The organism is Bradyrhizobium sp. I71, assembly GCF_022354745.1.
Taxonomy (GTDB): Bacteria; Pseudomonadota; Alphaproteobacteria; order Rhizobiales; family Xanthobacteraceae; genus Bradyrhizobium; species Bradyrhizobium liaoningense.
This window is the reverse complement of sequence record NZ_CP059398.1, coordinates 7,228,204-7,248,930: the sequence shown is the minus strand read 5'-3', so window position 1 is coordinate 7,248,930 and position 20,727 is coordinate 7,228,204. Positions and strand designations below refer to the sequence as shown.

The following is a 20,727-nucleotide window of genomic DNA, read 5'->3' as shown; positions in this document are numbered from 1 at the left end:
GGATGCATGTGCATCCGCTTCGGACGATGGCAGTTCGCGGGTGGGCGGAAGGGCTAGCCTGGCGTCCAGGGCTGGTAGTCGCCGGTCGCCTTTGGACGCCGGCCGCTGGCAAGCGTCGAGCCGGAGGGCCGATACGCCTTCGCCGTGCCGGTGAGGTTCGGCTGGTGCGGCTTTTCCCACTCGCGCGGCTGGTAGTTGGCCTCGGTCGGCGGCACGTCGACGACGTGATGAATCCAGCCATGCCAGGACGGCGGAATCCGGCTCGCTTCCGCGTAGCCGTTATAAATCACCCAGCGCCGCTCAAAACCGAGGGTGGGATCAATCGCACCGCCACGGGTGCGGTAGTAACGGTTGCCCTGCTCGTCCTCGCCGACCAGCTCCCCGTACCGTTTGGTCCAGAGCTGGGTGCCAAAAGTCTGGCCATTCCACCAGGTAAAGAACTTGAGGAAGAATTGTTTCATGCGGCAAGGGCCCTGCTTCGTCAGGTCCTGATGCCATCCGGGCAGCGAAATGTCCAGTTCGGCAGCTGCGGGGGTCTCCCTCCGCAATCCGGCCACCGAGCAGGACCCTGCCGCAAAGCGGTCGCGATTCATTCATGCCCGGTACAGCGGCAGCGCGTGAGGCTCCATTCGCGCGCAAACCGGCGTGATCCCAAGGAACCCCCGCGCATTCATAGGGTTTGCTTTCCGGAAAGGAGTTAAACCATGAACAGTCTGAAAGTCTTGAGTGCCGCCGCGGCGGTGGCGCTGGTTCTTCCCTTTGCGACACCGAGCTTTGCCCAGCGTCCCGGAGTGGGCGGAGGCGGGGGCGGTGGCGCCCATATCGGCGGCGGTGGCGGCGGCGCTCACTTCGGTGGCGGCGCGCGCATGGGTGGCGGCGGAGGTGGCGGCGGCGCTGCGTTCCGTGGCGGTGGCGGCAATTTCGGGGCCGGTGCCGCAGTACGTCCGGGCGGAGGCGGCTTCGCGGCCGGGACTGCGATGCGTCCGAGCGGAGGCAGCTTCGCGGCCGGCACTCCTATGCGTCCGAGCGGCGGCAGCTTCGTAGCCGGCGCAACGCCCCGGCAGGCCTTCGGTGGCACCCGTAGCGTCGCAACCGCGGGCAACTGGCACGGCGGAAGCAACTGGAGCGGCCGTCACGGGCATCATCATCGTCGGGGCGGCTTCTGGCCGGGCTTCGCGACCGGCGTCGCAGTCGGCGGCCTCGGCTCGTACGCCTATTATGGCGGTTACGGCGGCGGCTACGGCTATTACGATGATCCCTACTACTACGGCGGCTATTATGACGAACCGTCGGTTGCGGTGGTGCAGGATGGCGGCGGCGATTCCGCCTATTGCGCGCAGCGCTTCAAATCGTACGACCCGGCTTCGGGCACCTATCTCGGCTACGACGGCCAGCGGCATCCCTGCCCGTAAGCAGACCGCCAGGGCGTGAGACTGAAGGCGCCGCAGCGATGCGGCGCCTTTCTCGCGGCCGGGATATCCCTCACCCGCGTCGATTCCGTCCTGCTCGCCCGAGGACGCCGACGACCGGAGGCAGGCGGACCTTTATGCACTGCGCCGTGCATATCCTTGGGGGTCCAATCCAAAATTGACCGGACACACGATTCGCGGATATCACCAAATGCAGTGGGGACTTCGATCACCTGGGAAGTGTCATGCCGCGTGTTCTCGTGGTTGATGACGATCCGATGGTCGGCGCGACCATCGAGGTCCTCCTGCAACGTCAGGGCTTCGACGTCACGCTGGCCGACGGCGGCGAAACGGGACTGGCTGCGCTGGAATCGCAGGCCTTCGACGTGATGCTGGTTGACATCTTCATGCCGCATATGCGCGGCTTCGAATCCATCCGCATCTTTCACGAGCGCGCGCCGACCACTCCGCTGATCGCGATGTCGGGCTACGCCTTCGCCTCATCCGCCTCGCCCTCTCCCGATTTTCTCCGCATGGCGCTGGAGCTTGGCGCAACGCGCTGCCTGCGCAAGCCGTTCACGCCGGAAGCGCTGATGACCACGATCCGGGAATGCCTCGCCGGCGCGGGCGAGAGCGCACAGCCGAAGGACAAGAAAGAAGCCCCTTGATTCCAACGCAGCGCGTCATTTTCGGTGCTGGACTTGCCATCCTCCTGATCATCGCCGCGGCCTCGATCGCCCTCGACGTCAAGTCGCGGTCCGACGCGGCATGGGTCAACCATACCGTCCAGGTGCAGAAGAAGATCTCGGATCTGCGCGTGCTGCTGCGCCGCGCCGAGAGCGCCGCGCGCGGCTACGAGCTCTATCGCACCCCCGGCTTCAGCGATGAGTTTCAGGCGGTGCACGCCAGGATCGCGCCGGCCCTCGCCGACCTCAAGCGCGACGTGCGCGACAGTCCCGATCAGGTCGCTCTGCTGGAGAGCACCGAGCCGCTGGCGCTGCGCCGGATGGAGATCGCCGCCACAGCGATGCGCCTCCGCGCCGAGAACGACCAGGCCGGCATTGCCGCGCTCAACAGCAGGGCCGAGGGCCGCGGCCTCATGGACACGGTGATGGCCAATCTCGACCATCTGAGCGCCGAGGAAGAGCGCCTGCTCGCCGAGCGATCCCGGGATTCGCGCCGCACCGGCATCGCGCTGCTCGGCATCGACGTCGCCGGCGCCGTGCTGATCCTGCTCCTGGTCGCGCTGGTGATGCGCGAAAGCCGGCGCACCACGGGCGAGCTCCAGAGCTCGCTCGAGCAAACACAGGCCGCCAAGACGGCGCTCGAGGCGGCGGTAGCGGAGCGGACCGAGCACCTCGTCACCGCGCATGACGAGCTGCGCCTGTCGGTCAACGTGCTCCAAAGCACGTTTCGCAGCATGGCGGAGGCGGTGCTGGTCATCGACGCCGAGGGCAATGTCCTTCTGTCCAATCCGGCCGCCGAGCGCATGCTGTTGCATCGCGCCGGCATGAACCTGAGCAACCTGCGCGCGCTGTCCGATGTGTTTCACGGCGACGGCGTCACGCCGCTCGAGGCCGACGAGCTGCCATCGACGCGCGTGCTGCGCGGCGAGCAGTTCGAAGAGCTGGAGATGATCGTCCGCCCGCACAGCGGCAATCCTCCCCGCCATCTCATGATCAGCGGCCGGCCGATGCGAGACGGGCAAGGCAATGTCTCGGGCGCGGTGCTGGTCTATCACGATGCCACCACCTCGCGTGAGACCGAGCGGCAGCTGCACCAGTCGCAGAAGCTGGATGCGATCGGCAAGCTGACCGGCGGCGTCGCGCACGACTTCAACAACATGCTGACCGTCATCTCCGGCAACACCGAGACGCTGGTGGAGAGCCTGAAGGGTCAGCCCGAACTCCAGCGCACGGCACGGCTGATCGACGACGCCGCCGAGCGCTGCGCCGAGCTGATCCAGCATCTCTTGGCGTTTGCGCGCCGGCAGCCGCTCGAGCCGCGCAACGTCGAGATCAACGCCGCGATCGCGGACATCGCGAAGCTTCTGCGCCCCACCCTCGGCGAGCAGATCCAGATCGAGACCGTGCTGGAACAGGGGCCGATGACGACGCATATCGATCCCTCCAGGCTGACCAATGCGGTGCTCAACATGGCGATCAACGCCCGCGATGCCATGCCGAACGGCGGCAAGCTGCTGCTCGAGACCCACCGCGTGGTGCTGGACGAGGCCTATGCGCAGGCCAATGCCGACGTGACGCCCGGCCCCTATATCATGCTCGCGGTCAGCGATACCGGCACCGGCATGTCGGTGGAGATCCAGCAGAAGGCGTTCGAGCCCTTCTTCACCACCAAGGAGGTCGGCAAGGGATCCGGCCTCGGCCTCTCCATGGTCTACGGCTTCGTCAAGCAGTCCGGCGGCCATATCAAGATCTACAGCGAGGAAGGCCACGGCACCACGATCAAGCTCTATCTGCCGCCGGGCGAAGGCACGGCGGAGGTGGCAGCCGGCATGGCGCCGCAGGCCGAAGGCGGCGCCGAGACAATCTTCGTGGTCGAGGACGACCCGTTGGTGCGCAACTTCGTCACCACCCAGCTGCAGAGCCTCGGCTACAAGACGGTGGCCGCGCCCGACGGCAAAGCCGCGCTGGAATTGATCGGGGCCGGCCAGAAGTTCGATCTCTTGTTCACCGACGTCGTCATCCCCGGCGGGATGAGCGGCCGCGAGCTCGCCGAAGAAGTGGCCAGGCGCCGGCCGGGTGTGAGGGTGCTCTACACCTCCGGCTACACCGACAACGCGATCATCCATCAAGGCAAGCTCGACGACGGCGTGATGCTGCTGACCAAGCCCTACCGCCGCAACCAGCTCGCCGAGATGATCAGGACGGCGCTGGGCGGCGGAGCGGGAGCATGATCCGGAAAAGTGTGCAGCGGTTTTCCGACAAGATCATGCTCAAACAAAAAGGCTAACGCGTCGCCAGCACCACGGCGGCCAGCGTGAAGACCAGCGCCGCGATCTGCCCTGCCCCGAGCGGCTCGCCCAGCGCGATCGCCGAGGCGACGACGCCGATCACCGGCACCGCCATGGTGCCGATCGCGGCGACCGAGGCCGGCAGGCGCGCCAGAGCCGCGAACCAGCTGACATAGGCGATGCAGAACTGCACCACGGTCGAATAGACCAGCAGCCACCAGCCGAGCGGCGTCACCTTCGACAGATGCGTGGTCTCGACCAGCAGACCGACGATCGAGATCGGCAGGCAGCCGATCCCGATCTGCCAGGCCGCAGCCGTGATCGGCGGCAGATGGATCGGGTACTTCTTCGAGAACACCGTGCCGACGGCGAAGCCGAACGCGCCGGCGAGCGCCATGATGATTCCCGGCGCCTTCTCCGCGCTGGCGGCGATGCCGTTGCCGCCCATGATCGTGGCCAGGCCGGCAAAGGCCATCACCAGCCCCAGTGTGCGCAAGACCGTCGGCCGCTCGCCCAGCACCGGCCAGGCGATGATCGAGGCCCAGACCGGCATGGTGTAGGCGATCAGCGCCGCCTCGCTCGCCGGCAGCCAGAGCAGCGCCAGCCCCATCAGCACCATCCAGCCGGTGACGTTGAGCACGGCCGCGGTCAGCAGGCGTGGCCAGATCGCGCCCTCCACCCGCAGGCTTTGCCGACGCATGACCGCGAGCAGCGCCAGCAGCACCGCCCCGAGCACGCCGGTCACCCCGCGCAGGGTCAGCGGCGGCAACTCGGCCAGCAGGAATTTCGTCACCGGCCAGTTGAAGCCCCAGCCGATCGAGGTGATCGCGAGGAACATCAGGCCGGCCGGGGCGATGCGCGGTCGCGCATCCCGGCGGGTCGAATCATGCATGTGGGCAATCCGGCAAAATCTTGCGGTCAGCTTGGCCCGGATTCGCAGGCCGAACCACCGTCCCGGCGGGCATGCCTGCCCTCACCTTCCGTAGGGCTACGTGAGTCCTTCTGGCGCAATCCCGGTCCGGAAAAATATACCTGCCCTGTGAACAGCGGGATGAAGCCTCCGCAGCTCGCCGGATATGAATTTTTTCGGTTGGGAATCCCTGAGGACTCACTGATACTTGGCTCCACAACAGGCGCGGCGAAGACCCCTGTTATCCCCCACAATCCACCATATTTAGTATTTGATTCAGGAACTCGCACTAGTTCTTGACGGGCGCAACGGAGAGTCCTAGCTTTCGGTCCGTTCGGCGCGAGTGAGTTTGCGTCCCGCCGGCACTCCCCCAAAGGGTCTCGCAAATCTCAGCTCCGCCAGCCGGCCAAAGGCAGCGGGATGGGGGCTCGTCTGCCCTCGACATGCGAACGACATGCGGACTCCCCAGGGGCGCTAGAACGGGCCGGCAACAGGCTCGGAAGGCAGACTTCACGGTGGTTTCGAAGTGACACCTGCGTGAAGTGAGAGAAGTAGCGGCGTTGTGGGGCGTTGAACGCATGTCGCGCACATCCCCTTGGGGGCGGATGGGTGTGGACGTGCCGGCGGGATGATCGATGCGCGCATCGACGTCGCGCCGGGAAAAAACAGGGCCGGATCCACCGGCTGAACTGCGGTGACCGAAGGCCGAACGGCCGCAAGGTGCCGCGAAACGAAATGTCGACCCGGCACGCCCTCAATGAGGGGCGGGACCGGTCAAAGATTAAGGACGGGGCAAGACCATGCGGATTGAGCGGCGCCACACCACTTCGGGACAGTCACCTTATGCGGGAATCGAATTCCGCCTGACCACGTCGGAGATTCGCAATCCCGACGGCTCGGTCGTGTTCAAGCTGGAAAACGTCGAGGTGCCGGCCGAATGGTCGCAGGTCGCCTCCGACGTGCTGGCCCAGAAATATTTCCGCAAGGCCGGCGTTGCCGCGCACCTGAAGAAGGTCGAGGAGGAATCCGTTCCCTCCTTCCTGTGGCGCTCCGTGCCCGATACCGACGCGCTTAGCCAGCTGCCTGAGAAGGAGCGCTATGTCAGCGAGCTCTCGGCCAAGCAGGTGTTCGACCGCCTCGCCGGCTGCTGGACCTATTGGGGCTGGAAGGGCAAGTATTTCTCGACCGACGAGGACGCCCAGGCCTTCTACGACGAGCTCCGCTACATGCTCGCCAGGCAGATGGTCGCGCCGAACTCGCCGCAATGGTTCAACACCGGCCTGCACTGGGCCTATGGCATCGACGGCCCCGGCCAGGGCCATTATTACGTCGACCCCTTCACCGGCAAGCTGACCAAGTCGAAGTCGGCTTACGAGCATCCGCAGCCGCATGCCTGCTTCATCCAGGGCGTCGGTGACGACCTCGTCAACGAGGGCGGCATCATGGACCTCTGGGTCCGCGAGGCGCGCCTGTTCAAGTACGGCTCCGGCACCGGCTCCAACTTCTCGCGCCTGCGCGGCGAAGGCGAGAAGCTCTCCGGCGGCGGCCGCTCGAGCGGCCTGATGAGCTTCCTCAAGATCGGCGACCGCGCCGCCGGCGCGATCAAGAGCGGCGGCACCACGCGCCGCGCCGCCAAGATGGTCGTCGTCGACGTCGACCACCCCGACATCGAGACCTATATCGACTGGAAGGTGAAGGAGGAGCAGAAGGTCGCCGCCCTCGTCACGGGCTCCAAGATCAACCAGAAGCACCTGAAGGCAGTGCTGAAGGCCTGCGTGAACTGCGAAGGCTCGGGCGACGATTGCTTCGACCCCGAGAAGAACCCGGCACTCCGCCGCGAGATCAAGCTCGCGCGCCGCAGCCTCGTGCCCGACAATTACATCAAGCGCGTCATCCAGTTCGCCAAGCAGGGCTACAAGGACATCCAGTTCGACACCTACGACACCGACTGGGACAGCGAAGCCTACCTCACGGTATCAGGCCAGAACTCCAACAACTCGGTCTCGCTAAGGGACGACTTCCTGCGCGCGGTCGAGACCGACGGCGACTGGAATCTGACCGCCCGCACCTCCAAGAAGGTGACGAAGACGCTGAAGGCACGCGACCTCTGGGAAAAAATTGGTTACGCCGCCTGGGCCTCGGCCGATCCGGGCCTGCACTTCAACACCACGATGAACGACTGGCACACCTGCAAGGCGTCCGGCGACATCCGCGCGTCCAATCCGTGCTCGGAATACATGTTCCTGGACGACACGGCGTGCAACCTCGCCTCCGCCAATCTGCTGACGTTCTACAACACCGAGACCAAGCGCTTCGACGTCGAGGGTTACGAGCACCTGTGCCGGCTCTGGACCATCGTGCTGGAAATCTCCGTCATGATGGCGCAGTTCCCGTCCAAGGCGATCGCCGAGCTCTCCTACGAGTTCCGCACGCTCGGCCTCGGCTACGCCAATATCGGCGGCCTCCTGATGACCATGGGCCTGCCCTATGACTCTAAGGAAGGCCGCGCGCTCTGCGGCGCGCTGACCGCCGTGATGACCGGCATCACCTACAAGACCTCGGCGGAGATCGCCTCCGAGCTCGGCACCTTCCCCGGCTACAAGAAGAACGCTCAGCACATGCTGCGCGTGATCCGCAACCACCGCCGCGCCGCGCACGGCCAGTCCAACGGCTATGAAGCGCTCAGCGTCAACCCGGTGCCGATGGACCTCGTCTCCTGCCCGCAACCCGATCTCGTCAGCCATGCGCAGGCGGCCTGGGATGCGGCGCTCGAGCTCGGCGAGAAGCACGGCTATCGCAACGCCCAGACCACGGTGATCGCGCCGACCGGCACGATCGGCCTCGTGATGGATTGCGACACCACCGGCATCGAGCCCGACTTCGCCCTGGTGAAGTTCAAGAAGCTCGCCGGCGGCGGCTACTTCAAGATCATCAACCGCGCGGTTCCCGCAGCGCTCCGTGCGCTCGGCTATCGCGAAGCTGAGATCGCCGAGATCGAGGCCTACGCCGTCGGCCACGGCTCGCTCTCCAACGCGCCGGGCATCAACGCCTCGACCCTCAAGGCCAAGGGCTTCACCGATGAAGCCATCGCCAAGGTCGAGAAGGCCCTGCCGACCGCCTTCGACATCAAGTTCGCCTTCAACAAGTGGACCTTCGGCGAGGATTTCATCCGCGACCAGCTCGGCATCGGCGCCGAGGCGATCGCGGCCCCCGGCTTCGACCTGCTCCAGGCCGTCGGCTTCACCAAGCGCGAGATCGAGGCGGCCAACGTCCACATCTGCGGCGCGATGACGGTGGAAGGTGCCCCGCACCTCAAGGCCGAGCACTATCCGGTGTTCGACTGCGCCAATCCCTGCGGCAAGATCGGCAAGCGGTACCTCTCGGTCGAGAGCCACATCCGCATGATGGCGGCGGCCCAGCCCTTCATCTCGGGTGCGATTTCCAAGACCATCAACATGCCGAACGACGCCACGGTGGAGGACTGCAAGTCCGCCTACATGCTGTCGTGGAAGCTCGCCCTGAAGGCCAACGCGCTCTATCGCGACGGCTCCAAGCTCTCCCAGCCGCTCAACTCGCAGCTCATCAGCGACGACGAGGACGAGGACGATGCGGTCGAGACCCTCTACGAGAAGCCGATGGCCGCGCGCGCGACCCAGGTCTCGGAGAAGATCGTCGAGAAGCTGGTCGAGCGCATCATCGTGATGCGCGAGCGCGAGAAGATGCCGGATCGCCGCAAGGGCTACACCCAGAAGGCGGTCGTCGGCGGGCACAAGGTGTACTTGCGCACCGGCGAATATGACGACGGCCGTCTCGGCGAGATCTTCATCGACATGCACAAGGAAGGCGCGGCACTCCGCTCCTTCATCAACAACTTCGCCATCGCGGTGTCGCTCGGCCTGCAATACGGCGTGCCGCTCGACGAATATGTCGACGCCTTCACCTTCACCCGCTTCGAGCCGGCGGGCCCCGTGCAGGGCAACGACAGCATCAAGTACGCGACCTCGATCCTCGACTACGTCTTCCGCGAGCTCGCGGTGAGCTACATGTCGCGGTTCGACCTCGCCCATGTCGATCCCAACGAGACCGGCTTCGACGCGCTCGGCAAGGGCGTCGAGGAAGGCAAGGAGCCGGACGAGGACGGCGGCCACCACGCGACCCGGCTGGTCTCGCGCGGCCTCACCCGCTCGCGGACCGACAACCTCGTCGTGATGCGCGGCGGCAGCGCCGCGGTCACGCAAGGCAACGACAGCGCTCCCTCCGGCGGCAGCAAGGTCACGGCGATGGCCTCGCATGGCGCGAGCGCCCGCGTGGGCGATACCCTCGAAGGCGCCGTCGCCCTGAAGCAGGAAGTGAGCCACGACCTCTCGCCGACGGAGAAGCTCGAGCAGCTCCAGTGGAGCAAGGCCGGCACCGCGCAAACGCTCGTCCCCACCAAGGCCGAGCGCCGTGCGGAAGCGAAGGCCAAGGGCTACGAGGGCGAGATGTGCAGCGAGTGCGGCAACTTCACGCTGGTGCGGAATGGCACGTGTATGAAGTGCGATACGTGCGGATCCACGACGGGGTGTAGCTAATAATCTTATGGGCGGGCTAGCATGCCGCTGTCTGAACAAATATTGGCTGCGGCTGCTAGCGCTGTGAAAAACTCCGTCAAAAAGTTCGTCGGCTTGAGTGCCGGCGAACTTTCAGGACTAATCGGCGATCAACTCAGATTCCAGCGTTGGAAGAATGCCGTACGAATTTTGGATCGAGCCAAAGTCTTCTGCGCGAAAAACAAGATTCCGATAAAGGCCATTCCTCTAAAATTCATTGTTCCCTTCCTCGACGCAGCATCCCTAGAGGATACGCAACGCACAACCAAATTGACCGATCTTTGGGCATCTCTTCTCGCGTCGGCTGTCACCCACACGGACGCCAAATCTCAACTGTTGATCGAAAAGCTGCGAACGCTATCGTCTGACGATGCAAAGCAGCTCGGCAAACTCGTCCGCCACCTTCTGCGAGAGAAGAACGCGAACATCAACCAATTTCGAGACGAGGGATTTGATCCGGATAGTTGGAACATCGACCTTTGTGAAGAATTTCGCTTTCACTTTGCTCAAAGCGCCGCACAGGCACCCTTCAGCTTCTCGATCAACGACAAAAAGAGCACATACTCCATCACGCCCGAGCCTAGCGCTTTCCTCAAGCGCAGTCTGCGACGTTGGCCGAAAGCACGGGAGGACTTTTTCATTGATCATTACGGATGGAATATATTCAACGAGGAAGGATTCTATGGCGGCGCGTCCGACAACAGCTCATTCGGCAGCAATTGCCTAACGTCTGCTACAGTCGACACACTTGTCGCACTGGGACTCATAGAACGCCAAGTACAGGTGTTCCGCGTTGCGATCTCAAAGCCCGTTAAAGGTGAGCTGAGATTCGACATAAGACTAGGAATGCTCACGACCATGGGCCTTGAGTTCCTTCGGGCGACCCACATCAACGAATTTGGGCCAGCCAAATAATTATTGCTTTAGAACAGAGCACAACATGCCTCTCAATCTCTTCAGACGAGTGAGATTAGCAAAACGAGCATGACAGGCAACGACCGATCTTGGATAGAGGAAACCCTGTCGCAACATCGGCGACTAACTCCTGCCGTGGTTGGATTGCTTCAGAGCATCCTCGACCGAAGTTCTATCCAATATCTCAGTGTTAGCGGACGGACAAAGGAAACCACTTCAACGGAAGAGAAGATCCGCCGCAAGAAGTACACTCAACCTGAACAGCAGTTGACCGACCTTTCCGGCATACGCGTGATTACGTTCCTGGAGACTCAGGTAAAGGAGATCAGCAGCATCATTCGGGCGACGTTCGACGTTGACGACAAGAACAGCTTTGATCGAGCCTACTCGGCGACGATCGAATGGGCTATCGCTCGACGCACTTTGTCTGCACTCTCGGGCCCAACCGAAAGGGTCTTCTTGAATACGAAGCACTTAGTGAACTGAAATTCGAGATTCAAATCAGAACCGTGCTCCAGCATGCTTGGGCAGAACTTGCCCACGATCGTTCATTTAAGCTCGGAACTGGGTTGCCGATGAAGATACAACGGAAGTTGAATCTCTATTCAGGCATGCTCGAGATCGTCGACGGCGCGTTTGACGAGATTGCTCGAGATGTCGAAGAGTATAAATCAGAGATAGCAACTAAGACCGCAAGTCAGCTTTCTGACACTGAGCTTAACTCGCTCACCCTTAGGCCATATTTAGAGCAGCTCGCGGATCAATACGATCTCGATATAACCTTCGTCGAAATTCCAGACGACGTCCTCGATGAGTTCAAAGCATTTGGGCTAAACAAGATCGGCGACCTGAAAGCAATTGCTAACAAGTACGTACTCGAACAACTTAGTGAACATTCGGCGGGAGACGAGAACGCGATAGGTTTTATCCGAACCTTGATGATGTATCACGACATTGATCGATACTTCATGATCTGGAAGAGGTGGGAGGGCTTGGATAGACCAACAGCGACGCTATTGGCTAAACGATACGGCTCGCAAAAGTTCAAACAGCTAATGAAGGAAAAACATATTTGGATCGAAGGCGAGGAATACCTTGGTCCTCCTCGCGATCCTTTCGACGATGACATCCCTTGGTAGCGAGCGCCGGAATTGCGCTGACAATGCACTAAATTCACTCTCTCCGTCCTGATCTACGCTTTCGATGCCCAACAATACCCCGCCTACCCCGAAATTGCCTTTGCTGTCGACCCCTTCCCTCCTAAACTCCGACCACCGCCGGCATGAGTTGCGACGGGCCCGGTAGAAGCGGAGTCAGATTATGCCCAAACCGGAAAGCTTCCCGATCGAGAAGATCTTCGTTCCCACGAAGCAGAAGAAAGCCATCAAGCCCGAGACCGTCGGGGAGATTGCAGAAAGTATTCTCGACATCGGACAACAGACCCCCATCTCCGTTCGGCTCGACGGAGACCGCCTCGTTCTGGTCGAGGGACTGCATCGGCTCGAAGCCTGCAAGGCGCTCGGCGAGACGACCATTCTCGGCGTCCTGGTCCCGGCCGAGCTTGCTCAACACAAGCCGCAGCTAGCCGAGCGACCCGAAGTCGAGGCAGAGCGCATCAAGATGGCGCGATTGAAACAGTTGCGCCTCGAAAAGGAAGCCGCAGAGGCATCGACGGCTGCCTTGAAGGGCGCTGGCGCAACGCAAGCGTCGCGCACCCTTCCGGCGAAAGGCGCTCGCGACAATCCGAAGGCATCACCGGGCCGGACTGTGAAATCGACACCGAAATCATTGTCGGACTGGATCACGCAGCAAAAGGGCAGCGGCGGCCGCTATTGATGGTCGGCTCGTTGCCAAAGAAGCAGTTCGTAGGATGGGTAGAGCCCTTGCGAAACCCATCATTCCGCGACGGCTATTGATGGGTTTCGCTTCGCTTGACCCATCCTTGTATTAGCCCGATTGGTTATATTGAGCCGTTCCGTGAGGAATGGCCCAGCCCGGGTGGCCGCCCGAGCTGGGTCGCCGTTCGATCGGATCGGTACCCACCGAAGCCTTGAGGGCTGTCAGACGTAGCAACATCGCGATCGGCACTTCATCGGGACCCGAATGGTTGAACGAACTTTAGGTTCGCATAACAAGGGAGGGATCGACGAAGATGGCCAAGCATACCACGATCTGTGCCGGGATCGATACCGGCAAACGGAAGCTCGATGTGGCGATCGAGGGCAGCCGCGAGCAGTTGCAGGTGACGAACACGGCGGAAGGCCATGAGGCTTTGCTGACGTGGCTGCGACAGCATCGCATCAAACGCGTCGGCATCGAGGCGAGCGGCGGTTACGAACAGGCTGTCGTCGCCGAACTGCGACGCAAGGGGTTTGTGGTTGTGGTGTTTCAGCCGGCTCAGGTCCGAGCCTATGCCACATTCCACTTGCAACGGGCCAAGAACGATAAGATCGATGCCGCTCTTATCGCAACCTGCACCGCCGCGGTGCGGAAGATCCATACCGCTCCCGATCCCCGGTTGCTGCCGTTCGCCGAGCAGCTGACCATGATCGATCAGATCGGTGAGGATATTGCACGCCTCAAAAACAGGATCGAAAGCTGCCGCAATGCGGCGATCAACAAGCTCTGGCAAGAGGATATCGCTCGCCTGGAGCAGCGCGTGAGGGTCGCACTCAAGGCTCTGGTCGCCTCGATCCGCAAGCATCCCGACCTTGCCAAGAGACTTGCCCTGATCAACAGCGTTGACGGCATCGGGCTGCCGACCGCCGTGGCCATCCTGGTGCGTCTGCCTGAGATCGGCCAGATCACGCGGGAGCAGGCTGTCGCTCTCGCCGGCCTTGCGCCCTATGACGACGACAGCGGCGACCGGTCAGGCGTTCGGCATATCGAGGGCGGACGAAAGCGGCTGCGCCGCGCCCTTTATACGGCTTCACTGGCCGCATCGTTTCGATGGAACCCGCAGCTCATCAAGCTCTATCAACGGCTGACTGCGGCTGGAAAGGAACACAAGCAGGCGCTCGTTGCCTGTGCCAGAAAGATGCTCATCTTCGCCAACACAGTGGTGGCTCGCGGCACGCCGTGGTGCGGCGAACCTCCGGTAGGATCATTCCCTGCTTCTTAGTTCGACCGAGACGCGCTTCTTCGTCCCGACCTACGGCTCCTCATGACGTCGCGCGTAGCGTCCGTCAAGGATGGCCGTCGCTCGCCCCAACATCACCCGATCTGCCGCCAGGCCACGCCTTGACGGACGCGAGCACGGCGTCATCATGGCAGACGCAGGCGATCCGGACGGCGCAAAACACGGCCGCTATTTAATGGTTGCTACGAGCTATTGATGGCCGGGATCAGCTCGTCGTCGTCCTGCGGGAGAGATAGCTGCAAGCTGCGGCTACCTCTCCTTGCATGACCGCGATCACCTCAAGCCGCTTTCGCCTGCTCCGGCGATGACGTCTCCATTGCGCGCATGTAGAGGTCGAGCAGGCTTTCGCGCTCGTCGCGCTCGTTCTTGTCTTCCTTGCGCAGCTTGATGATCTCCTTGAGGATCTTCACGTCGAAACCCTCGCCCTTGGCTTCCGCGAAGACTTCCTTCTTCTGTTCGCTCAACTCCTGCATTTCGCTGTCGAGGTTCTCGATCCGCTCGACGAAGGAACGGATCTTGCCGCCGGGAATGGTGATGTCGGACATGGTGCCTCTTTGCTGACTGAGGTCGTGAAAATGACCGCAGAAAAATGACCAATGTGTTAACCTCGTCGCCCGCGCATTGCGCCCTGTGGAAACGCCGAGGGAGCCGTTCCATGCCCGAGCTTCGCTTCGATGACGGTGCCGCCTATGAGCAGATGATGGGAGTCTGGAGCCGTTCGGTCGGCGAGGTCTTTCTCGACTGGCTGAAGCCCGCGCAAGGGCTGCGCTGGATCGATGTCGGCTGCGGCAGCGGCGCCTTCACCGAGCTCATCCTGGCACGCTGCGCCCCCAGCGACGTGCAGGGCATCGATCCCTCCGAGGGGCAGCTCGCCTTTGCCCGCACGCGCCCCGGTGCGCGCGGCGCCGTGTTTCAGACGGGCGATGCCATGGCACTGCCCTTTCCGGCGGAAAGTTTCGACGTCGCGGTGATGGCATTGGTTCTCGTCTTCGTGCCGGACCCGTCGAAAGGTGTCGCGGAACTGGCGCGGGTCGTTCGTCCCGGCGGCCTCGTCGCAACCTACATGTGGGACATGCTGGGCGGCGGGTTTCCTCTCGATCCGATCGTCGACGAGATGCACGCGATGGGGCTGTCGCCGACGCGTCCGCCCCACATGGAAGTGTCCACCCTTGCGGCGCTTCAGGACCTTTGGCGCGCGGCCGGGCTGCAGCAGATCGAGACCCGCGAGATCGCCGTGCAGCGCACCTTTGCCGATTTCGACGAGTTCTGGACCGTGGAGACGAAGTCCCCCTCCATTGCACCGGTGGTCGCAGCCATGCCGGCGGCCGATGTCACAGCGCTCAAGCAGCGCGTGAAGACGGGTCTTCCCGCCGGCGCGGACGGCCGCATCACCTGCAGCGCCCGCGCCCACGCCATCAGCGGACGCAAGCCGGGCTGAGCACGTGGGGAAGCAGCACTTTTTGTCATAGGATACGCAAACATGCGGAGGCGATTTCGACGATCGCCGCCGCGGTTCCATCCATGCAATCAAACTCTCTCCCGAATTCCTGCAAATCTCTGCCATCTACCAAAGGTAGATTGCTCCCCTGAAGCGTGGTCAACAACGCGACTTGCAAGAAACTCTGCAGGCGTCAGGCCCCGCTTCCGACAATGAAATGGGAGTTACGCCATGCAGCATCTGCCCAACGACACCATCGACGTCCTGCTCGACCAGTTTGGTCAAATCGAAACCATCTACGGCGATCCGAATTTTCCGACCGCCACGGACGCCTGGGGCGGCAACGACACCGTGACGGTAACCGTCACCCAGCCTGAAGTGGACGTCACGATCTTCGGCGAGGACGACACGACGTTGCATGGCCACTCCCGCGGCGGCAACGACACCTTGACCGTTACCTTGAATTACGGCTGGAACGCGTTCCTCGTGGTCGGCGATGCCCAGGCGATGACCGACGATGCCAGGGGCGGCAACGACACGATCAGTGTCGGGGCCGATTCGCTGTACACCGACGTGCATGTTTTCGGCGATGTCGCCGGTGACATGTCGGGCAATTCACACGGCGGCAGTGACACCATCACGGGCGCGGTGGGCTGGCGAAGCTACGACCACGTGTACGCCGGCGATGCCGGCGGTTCCATGACCGGCTCGGCGCATGGCGGCAATGACACGCTCGCCATCACAGTGGATACCCTGCAGGGCTTTGCGACAGCCAGCGGCGATGCCATCGGCTCCATCGGTGGCGATGCGCAGGGCGGCAACGACAACATCACCTTCACCTTCGGCACCGACGTCGCCATGACTGGCGGATTTGGCTACGGAGATTCGGTGACCTCGCTGACCGACAATGCCCGAGGGGGAGATGACATTCTCACGCTCGAATTCGATGGTGTCGACACCATCCAGTTTGCACACCCGGAGCTCTACGGCGATGCGCGGACCATGTCCGGCAATGCCCAGGGCGGCAACGATATCCTCACCGGCGGGGCAACTCACGATCACCTCTATGGCGATGCCGCGAGCTATGCCCCTGCCACGCTGGGCTCGATCACCGGCGGCAGGGATATCCTCAACGGCGGCGCCGGCGATGACCAGCTTTCCGGCGGCGGCAACAGCGACACCTTCGTCTTCAACACCGGCTCCGGCAACGACCTGATCACCGACTTCGATCAGGGCAACAAGGCGGTCGGGAGCACCGTGACCGAGCACGACCTCATCAATGTGCACGACTACGGCTTTGCGGACTGGACGGCGCTGTCGAGCCTGATCAGTGACAATGCCGCCGGGGATGCCGTGATTCAGCTCTCGGCCAACGATTCGATCACGCTCGACGGCGTCCAGGCCGCAAGCCTGCACCCGACCGACTTCCTCATCTGAGCGAGTTGCTTCGGCGCAACGATCTCGCCCCGCCTGCAGCGGGGCGAGACGCGGATTACACCTTCCCTGCCCCGCAAAAATCCCTTCGCCCCAGCGCAGTCGTATACGGGAAGCAGACGCCTGCAGCCATCCTTCGAGACGCCCGCTTTGGCGGGCTCCTCAGGATGAGGGCGGAGTATGCGGCAGCAGTATCAGCGGGCGCGGTGCCCGTTAGCCTCATCCTGAGGAGACTGCTGGAAGCGGTCGTCTCGAAGGACGAGGCGCTTGTTCAGTCCGTTCCTACACATCATATGCGATTAGCCCTGCCCTCGACCCGATGGGTGGAACGAAGCGATTCCCGTCCTGCGAACTCCTTCGCAGAGAACAAGAACTCCACAGTTTCCGCAATTGCACGCTCACAACGCCATGCCAACGAAAAGCAGGAGCCTCCGCCTTCGCAGCGTCCGGCGGGGCGCTCGGTGGGTGCGAAGGAGGTTCGCGCGGGCACCGCGGATGGTTCGTATCGCGGGCAGCGTGGCGGTGATACTTGTGACCCTCGCGCTTCTGAACACCGCCTATCAATTGATCCGCAAGCCGACCGAACTGTTCGTCCTCGTCGGCCACGCCTTCGACAAGGAGCCGGCGGAGACCTGGGCGAGCTACGGGCCGCTGTTCCGGAAAGCTTCCACCGCGACGATCACGCCGGAATTGCTGGCCGCGCTGGCGCAGGTCGAGAGCTCGGGCAATCCGGTGGCGCGCACCTATTGGCGCTGGCGATGGAGTGTCAATCTGCTGGCGATCTACCGGCCCGCCTCCAGCGCCGTCGGCCTCTTTCAGATGACCGATCCGGCCTTCGCCGAGGCCGCGCGGTTCTGTGTTCGCGGCAACGCGGTTACGCAGACCGGCTGCGGGTCTACGTTCTTCTATATCCGCGCGATCCCGAGCCACGCCGCCGAGCTGGCTTCGGTGTATCTGGACCGCCAGGTGGCCATGGTTCTCACCCTCGCAGGCGATGCGAAGGCAAGCGCGCAGCAGAAGCAGGATCTGGCCGCCTTCATCCATCTCTGCGGCGCGGGCCCGGCCACGGCCTATGCGCGGCGCAAATTTCAGATGATCGCGGGCGAGCGCTGCGGCGATCACCTCGTCGCGGGCTATCTCGCCAGGGTCAACGCGATGAAGCGGCAGTTTCTGCGGCTTGCGGCGAATGAGGACGGTTAGCCGTAGCCCGGATGAGCGAAGCGACATCCGGGACTTCCGTTACCGAATCACCCCGGATATCGCTTCGCTCATCCGGGCTACGAGACCACGCGCGTGGCCCGGCTCTACCACCAATACGGCCAGCGCCATCCCTCGTAGCGAACGTAAGACGGCACCAGCGGCGGACCGTAGGGATCGACCTTGTCGTCCTCGGGGCGATAGCGATAGCGCGGAACGATGTTGTAGTCCCATGGCGTCGGCCGCAGCACCGGCGCCGTGACGATCAGCCGCTCCTGCGGTGCGCGAACCACTTGCTTCCGCGGCTTTGCGTCGGCGGCCGATGTTGCGAGGCTCAGCACCAGGGCCGTTCCGAGCGCATAGGCGATGGTCGTTTTCTTCATTGCATTGGTCTCCTTCCCCCGAAGAGTGCAAAAGGATGCCAGGCAAGGCAAGCGAATTTCGCGCGAGAATTTTTCCGCGGCCATCCTTCGAGGCGCCCGCTTTGGGCGGGCTCCTCAGGATGAGGACGGAGCGCGCGGCAGCAGCTTCAGCAGGCGTGATTGCCGCTCAGCCTCATCCCGAGGAGACCGCCACCGGGTCCGCGCACAGCGCGGCCCGATGACAAGCTCCGCGGTCGTCTCGAAGGACGAGGCGTGCACACGGACGCTCCAGCGGGCTACGAAGGCCTAGCCCGCATTGACCTCCTCGGGCACCGGCCCCGCAACCAGCCCGTCGAGACCGACCATCAGCAAATCCGCGATGTGCATCAGCTGGTACAGCGGAATGTCCGCCTCGCCCTTCTCGGCCGATGCCACGAAGGCGGGCGTGACGCTGAGGCGCTCGGCGAGCTGGGCTTGCGTGTAGCCGCGCTTTTCGCGCGCGGCTTTGACGCGCGCGCCGATGCCGAGGCGGTGCCGGGACTGTTCCCCTGCGGTCATCATGGCGGCCTGCTCGTCCACGCTGGCATAGCCGTCCGCGAACGCGCTGCCGATCAGCCGCTCCTTGCGCCACGCAACGCGGCAGGCCTTGCGCAGGCCGCTCGCGAAAACCAGCGTGAACGCTTCGGCGACCCATAGCGAGGAGTTGAGTTGCAGTCGCGCGCCGGTGGCGGAGACGTCGCGAATCGTACAGGGCACGCTGACGGTGCTGCCGGTGCCGTTGTCGAATTCGACGATGCCGGTGCGCAAGGTGTGATGCCTGACTGCGGCGCGATGATCGCTCATGACAGATCCCGTAATCTTGCGTCGGCGTCGCACGGCGTGTCCGACGCATCCGCAATCGCAGCGAGGATACCGCAGAATTTTGGCGCAACTCCTAAACGTCCGGCGGTTCGGCCGAGACTGGATGGCGTGGTAAAGGAATCCCTCCCGGCCTGCGCAAGCTACTCCCGCGCCCGGCTTAGCGCCTGCTCCAGCTTCATTCGCTGCTTGTCCCAGCGGCCCTGCTCGGCCTCGGCGCGCGCATCCAGCGCAGCCCGCTCCGCCTCGATCTCCTCGCTGCGTGCTTCGTGCTCCCGCCTCGCTTTGTCCAGCGCCGCCTGCGCGGTCGCGACCGCCTTGTCCCGGCGCACGCGCTCCCTGGCGCGGGCGGCCTCCTCTTTCTTTCGCTCGGCTTCGCGCCGCCGCTCCTCCTTCTCGAATGCCGCCGCGGCCTTGCGCGCGGCCTGATCGTCGATCTTGCGGGACGGCTTCTTCGCGGCCTTGGCCGGACGCTTCGTGGACTTGCTCTCGGGCTTGCTCTTGGACTTGCTCTTGGGCTTGCGTTCGGATTGGCCCTCGCCGAGATCGGTCGGCAGCTCCGCGCTCTCGGTGAACGGGCCGTCCGAGCCGACCGGACGTCTGAGCACGACACCCGGCTTCGCCATCGTCGCCGCGACGATGTCAGGATCGTCAGTCTCCTTCGCGGCGCCCTGATGGAACAGGTTGGAGCTGGCGCCCCAGGCCTGAAGCGCTGCCTTCATCGAGGGTGCGGCGATCGCCTGGTCGTAGAAGCCGAGCGAGGTCTGGTAGGTCTTCAGCTTCCTCGTCGACTTGCTTGTTTGCTTTTTTGCCATGTCGCCCCGATGTCCGCTCACGATCGTAGCAAGCGTAGCCCGGATGAGCGAAGCGATATCCCGGATTCATCGTGCCGAGGCATTTCCCGGATGTCGCTTCGCTCACCCGGGCTACGCACCCGGTCGCGAACTACGAACTCCCCAACAGCGCATCATACCCTCTCGCGCTGAACGCCAGCAGACAGAACCCGTGCCCGAACGGATCGGCCAGCACCGCGATCCGCCCATAGGGCGCATCGCGCGCGGGCGCCTCCAGGATCGCACCCGCGCCGAGCGCGCGCGCCACAGCGGCGTCGACATCGTCAACGAGGACGTCGATATGCACGGGCGTCCAGTGCCGCTCGTAACGGCGGCGATCGCCGCCGGCACCGATCGTGCCGGCCTGCTTGGTCAGGAGATACACCGGCGCCGGCCAGCCGTTGAGCTCGACGAAGTCGGCGCCGAAGCGGCGGCCGACCGTCAGGCCGAAGGCTTCGGTGTAGAAGGTCGTGGCTTTGGCGACGTCGGGGACGTCGATGTTGAGGAGGAAGGTCATGGCGGGCTCGTCGCGCGTTACGGGCGGAGGCTACGCATCGAGCGCAGGGGCGTCGAGACGACTCCACCGTGACATCATGCACCTGTTTTGCCCGACGGCGCAAACGAAATTCGGTATCGCCGAAATCAGATCAAATCCCGAGCGATTCCAAG

General features: G+C 63.4%; 19 protein-coding genes. 12 read left to right on the top strand and 7 right to left on the bottom strand.

Features of this window, described 5'->3' with window-relative positions:
- Positions 1–53: 53 nt before the first annotated feature.
- Entirely contained in the window at positions 54–461 is a 408-nt protein-coding gene (locus FJV43_RS34450; RefSeq protein ID WP_239623371.1) for an NADH:ubiquinone oxidoreductase subunit NDUFA12, read from the bottom strand.
- Between the two features lie 243 nt (positions 462–704).
- Here FJV43_RS34450 and FJV43_RS34445 point away from each other — a divergent pair, with 243 nt between their 5' ends.
- The 3 genes from FJV43_RS34445 (at position 705) to FJV43_RS34435 (ending at position 4,326) form a co-directional block, all read left to right on the top strand.
- Positions 705–1,412, top strand: coding sequence for a BA14K family protein (locus tag FJV43_RS34445; RefSeq protein WP_239623370.1), 708 nt, complete (start codon positions 705–707; stop codon positions 1,410–1,412).
- A gap of 242 nt (positions 1,413–1,654) precedes the next feature.
- Positions 1,655–2,077: a response regulator gene (locus tag FJV43_RS34440; RefSeq protein ID WP_061876588.1), complete on the top strand. Its 423-nt coding sequence runs from the start codon at positions 1,655–1,657 to the stop codon at positions 2,075–2,077.
- On the top strand, positions 2,074–4,326 hold the full coding sequence (locus FJV43_RS34435; protein ID WP_239623369.1) for a CHASE3 domain-containing protein: 2,253 nt from the start codon (positions 2,074–2,076) through the stop codon (positions 4,324–4,326). The genes FJV43_RS34440 and FJV43_RS34435 overlap by 4 nt, the downstream gene beginning before the upstream one ends.
- 52 nt (positions 4,327–4,378) lie before the next feature.
- On the opposite strand, the gene FJV43_RS34430 is transcribed toward FJV43_RS34435, so the two are convergent.
- Positions 4,379–5,275 (bottom strand): DMT family transporter, encoded by an 897-nt coding sequence (locus FJV43_RS34430; protein ID WP_239623368.1) that lies wholly within the window; start codon positions 5,273–5,275, stop codon positions 4,379–4,381.
- An 818-nt stretch (positions 5,276–6,093) separates the two neighbouring features.
- On the opposite strand from FJV43_RS34430, the gene FJV43_RS34425 reads away from it, so the two are divergent.
- From FJV43_RS34425 to FJV43_RS34405, 6 genes are all read left to right on the top strand, one after another.
- Positions 6,094–9,864, top strand: coding sequence for a vitamin B12-dependent ribonucleotide reductase (locus tag FJV43_RS34425; RefSeq protein WP_239623367.1), 3,771 nt, complete (start codon positions 6,094–6,096; stop codon positions 9,862–9,864).
- A gap of 21 nt (positions 9,865–9,885) precedes the next feature.
- Positions 9,886–10,797 carry a hypothetical protein gene (locus tag FJV43_RS34420; protein ID WP_239623366.1) on the top strand — a complete coding sequence of 304 codons (912 nt, stop codon included), beginning with the start codon at positions 9,886–9,888 and terminating at the stop codon, positions 10,795–10,797.
- Positions 10,798–10,866: 69 nt separating this feature from the next.
- Positions 10,867–11,283 carry a RelA/SpoT domain-containing protein gene (locus FJV43_RS37200; protein WP_256456583.1) on the top strand — a complete coding sequence of 139 codons (417 nt, stop codon included), beginning with the start codon at positions 10,867–10,869 and terminating at the stop codon, positions 11,281–11,283.
- Positions 11,199–11,936: a hypothetical protein gene (locus FJV43_RS34415; RefSeq protein ID WP_256456581.1), complete on the top strand. Its 738-nt coding sequence runs from the start codon at positions 11,199–11,201 to the stop codon at positions 11,934–11,936. The genes FJV43_RS37200 and FJV43_RS34415 overlap by 85 nt, the downstream gene beginning before the upstream one ends.
- Before the next feature lie 181 nt (positions 11,937–12,117).
- Positions 12,118–12,633 (top strand): ParB N-terminal domain-containing protein, encoded by a 516-nt coding sequence (locus FJV43_RS34410; protein ID WP_239623365.1) that lies wholly within the window; start codon positions 12,118–12,120, stop codon positions 12,631–12,633.
- Between the two features lie 316 nt (positions 12,634–12,949).
- Positions 12,950–13,918, top strand: a complete 969-nt coding sequence (locus tag FJV43_RS34405; RefSeq protein WP_239620704.1) for an IS110 family transposase — start codon at positions 12,950–12,952, stop codon at positions 13,916–13,918.
- A gap of 296 nt (positions 13,919–14,214) precedes the next feature.
- Here the strand turns inward: FJV43_RS34405 and FJV43_RS34400 are convergent, their stop codons facing one another.
- Positions 14,215–14,481, bottom strand: a complete 267-nt coding sequence (locus FJV43_RS34400) for a DUF2312 domain-containing protein (RefSeq protein ID WP_145631477.1) — start codon at positions 14,479–14,481, stop codon at positions 14,215–14,217.
- A 110-nt stretch (positions 14,482–14,591) separates the two neighbouring features.
- On the opposite strand from FJV43_RS34400, the gene FJV43_RS34395 reads away from it, so the two are divergent.
- From FJV43_RS34395 to FJV43_RS34385, 3 genes are all read left to right on the top strand, one after another.
- Positions 14,592–15,374, top strand: a complete 783-nt coding sequence (locus FJV43_RS34395; protein WP_239623364.1) for a class I SAM-dependent methyltransferase — start codon at positions 14,592–14,594, stop codon at positions 15,372–15,374.
- Between the two features lie 231 nt (positions 15,375–15,605).
- Positions 15,606–16,811, top strand: coding sequence for a hypothetical protein (locus FJV43_RS34390; RefSeq protein WP_239623363.1), 1,206 nt, complete (start codon positions 15,606–15,608; stop codon positions 16,809–16,811).
- Between the two features lie 405 nt (positions 16,812–17,216).
- Entirely contained in the window at positions 17,217–18,008 is a 792-nt protein-coding gene (locus FJV43_RS34385; protein WP_239623362.1) for a transglycosylase SLT domain-containing protein, read from the top strand.
- A 104-nt stretch (positions 18,009–18,112) separates the two neighbouring features.
- On the opposite strand, the gene FJV43_RS34380 is transcribed toward FJV43_RS34385, so the two are convergent.
- The 4 genes from FJV43_RS34380 to FJV43_RS34365 form a co-directional block, all read right to left on the bottom strand.
- The gene (locus FJV43_RS34380; RefSeq protein WP_239623361.1) at positions 18,113–18,388 is read right to left on the bottom strand and encodes a hypothetical protein; all 276 of its coding nucleotides are present in this window, start codon (positions 18,386–18,388) and stop codon (positions 18,113–18,115) included.
- A 285-nt stretch (positions 18,389–18,673) separates the two neighbouring features.
- Complete coding sequence (locus FJV43_RS34375; RefSeq protein WP_239623360.1) at positions 18,674–19,210, bottom strand: helix-turn-helix domain-containing protein; 537 nt, start codon at positions 19,208–19,210, stop codon at positions 18,674–18,676.
- 158 nt (positions 19,211–19,368) lie between these two features.
- Positions 19,369–20,040 (bottom strand): cell envelope biogenesis protein TolA, encoded by a 672-nt coding sequence (locus FJV43_RS34370; RefSeq protein WP_239623359.1) that lies wholly within the window; start codon positions 20,038–20,040, stop codon positions 19,369–19,371.
- A 130-nt stretch (positions 20,041–20,170) separates the two neighbouring features.
- Positions 20,171–20,575 (bottom strand): VOC family protein, encoded by a 405-nt coding sequence (locus tag FJV43_RS34365; RefSeq protein WP_239623358.1) that lies wholly within the window; start codon positions 20,573–20,575, stop codon positions 20,171–20,173.
- Positions 20,576–20,727 lie beyond the last annotated feature (152 nt).

What these genes read in the sequence shown, in the direction of transcription:
- FJV43_RS34450 (WP_239623371.1), bottom strand. Translation starts at nt 461, where the DNA reads ATGAAACAATTCTTCCTCAAGTTCTTTACCTGGTGGAATGGCCAGACT.
- FJV43_RS34445 (WP_239623370.1), top strand. Translation starts at nt 705, where the DNA reads ATGAACAGTCTGAAAGTCTTGAGTGCCGCCGCGGCGGTGGCGCTGGTT.
- FJV43_RS34440 (WP_061876588.1), top strand. Translation starts at nt 1,655, where the DNA reads ATGCCGCGTGTTCTCGTGGTTGATGACGATCCGATGGTCGGCGCGACC.
- FJV43_RS34430 (WP_239623368.1), bottom strand. Translation starts at nt 5,275, where the DNA reads ATGCATGATTCGACCCGCCGGGATGCGCGACCGCGCATCGCCCCGGCC.
- FJV43_RS34425 (WP_239623367.1), top strand. Translation starts at nt 6,094, where the DNA reads ATGCGGATTGAGCGGCGCCACACCACTTCGGGACAGTCACCTTATGCG.
- FJV43_RS34420 (WP_239623366.1), top strand. Translation starts at nt 9,886, where the DNA reads ATGCCGCTGTCTGAACAAATATTGGCTGCGGCTGCTAGCGCTGTGAAA.
- FJV43_RS37200 (WP_256456583.1), top strand. Translation starts at nt 10,867, where the DNA reads ATGACAGGCAACGACCGATCTTGGATAGAGGAAACCCTGTCGCAACAT.
- FJV43_RS34415 (WP_256456581.1), top strand. Translation starts at nt 11,199, where the DNA reads ATGGGCTATCGCTCGACGCACTTTGTCTGCACTCTCGGGCCCAACCGA.
- FJV43_RS34410 (WP_239623365.1), top strand. Translation starts at nt 12,118, where the DNA reads ATGCCCAAACCGGAAAGCTTCCCGATCGAGAAGATCTTCGTTCCCACG.
- FJV43_RS34405 (WP_239620704.1), top strand. Translation starts at nt 12,950, where the DNA reads ATGGCCAAGCATACCACGATCTGTGCCGGGATCGATACCGGCAAACGG.
- FJV43_RS34400 (WP_145631477.1), bottom strand. Translation starts at nt 14,481, where the DNA reads ATGTCCGACATCACCATTCCCGGCGGCAAGATCCGTTCCTTCGTCGAG.
- FJV43_RS34395 (WP_239623364.1), top strand. Translation starts at nt 14,592, where the DNA reads ATGCCCGAGCTTCGCTTCGATGACGGTGCCGCCTATGAGCAGATGATG.
- FJV43_RS34390 (WP_239623363.1), top strand. Translation starts at nt 15,606, where the DNA reads ATGCAGCATCTGCCCAACGACACCATCGACGTCCTGCTCGACCAGTTT.
- FJV43_RS34385 (WP_239623362.1), top strand. Translation starts at nt 17,217, where the DNA reads ATGCCAACGAAAAGCAGGAGCCTCCGCCTTCGCAGCGTCCGGCGGGGC.
- FJV43_RS34380 (WP_239623361.1), bottom strand. Translation starts at nt 18,388, where the DNA reads ATGAAGAAAACGACCATCGCCTATGCGCTCGGAACGGCCCTGGTGCTG.
- FJV43_RS34375 (WP_239623360.1), bottom strand. Translation starts at nt 19,210, where the DNA reads ATGAGCGATCATCGCGCCGCAGTCAGGCATCACACCTTGCGCACCGGC.
- FJV43_RS34370 (WP_239623359.1), bottom strand. Translation starts at nt 20,040, where the DNA reads ATGGCAAAAAAGCAAACAAGCAAGTCGACGAGGAAGCTGAAGACCTAC.
- FJV43_RS34365 (WP_239623358.1), bottom strand. Translation starts at nt 20,575, where the DNA reads ATGACCTTCCTCCTCAACATCGACGTCCCCGACGTCGCCAAAGCCACG.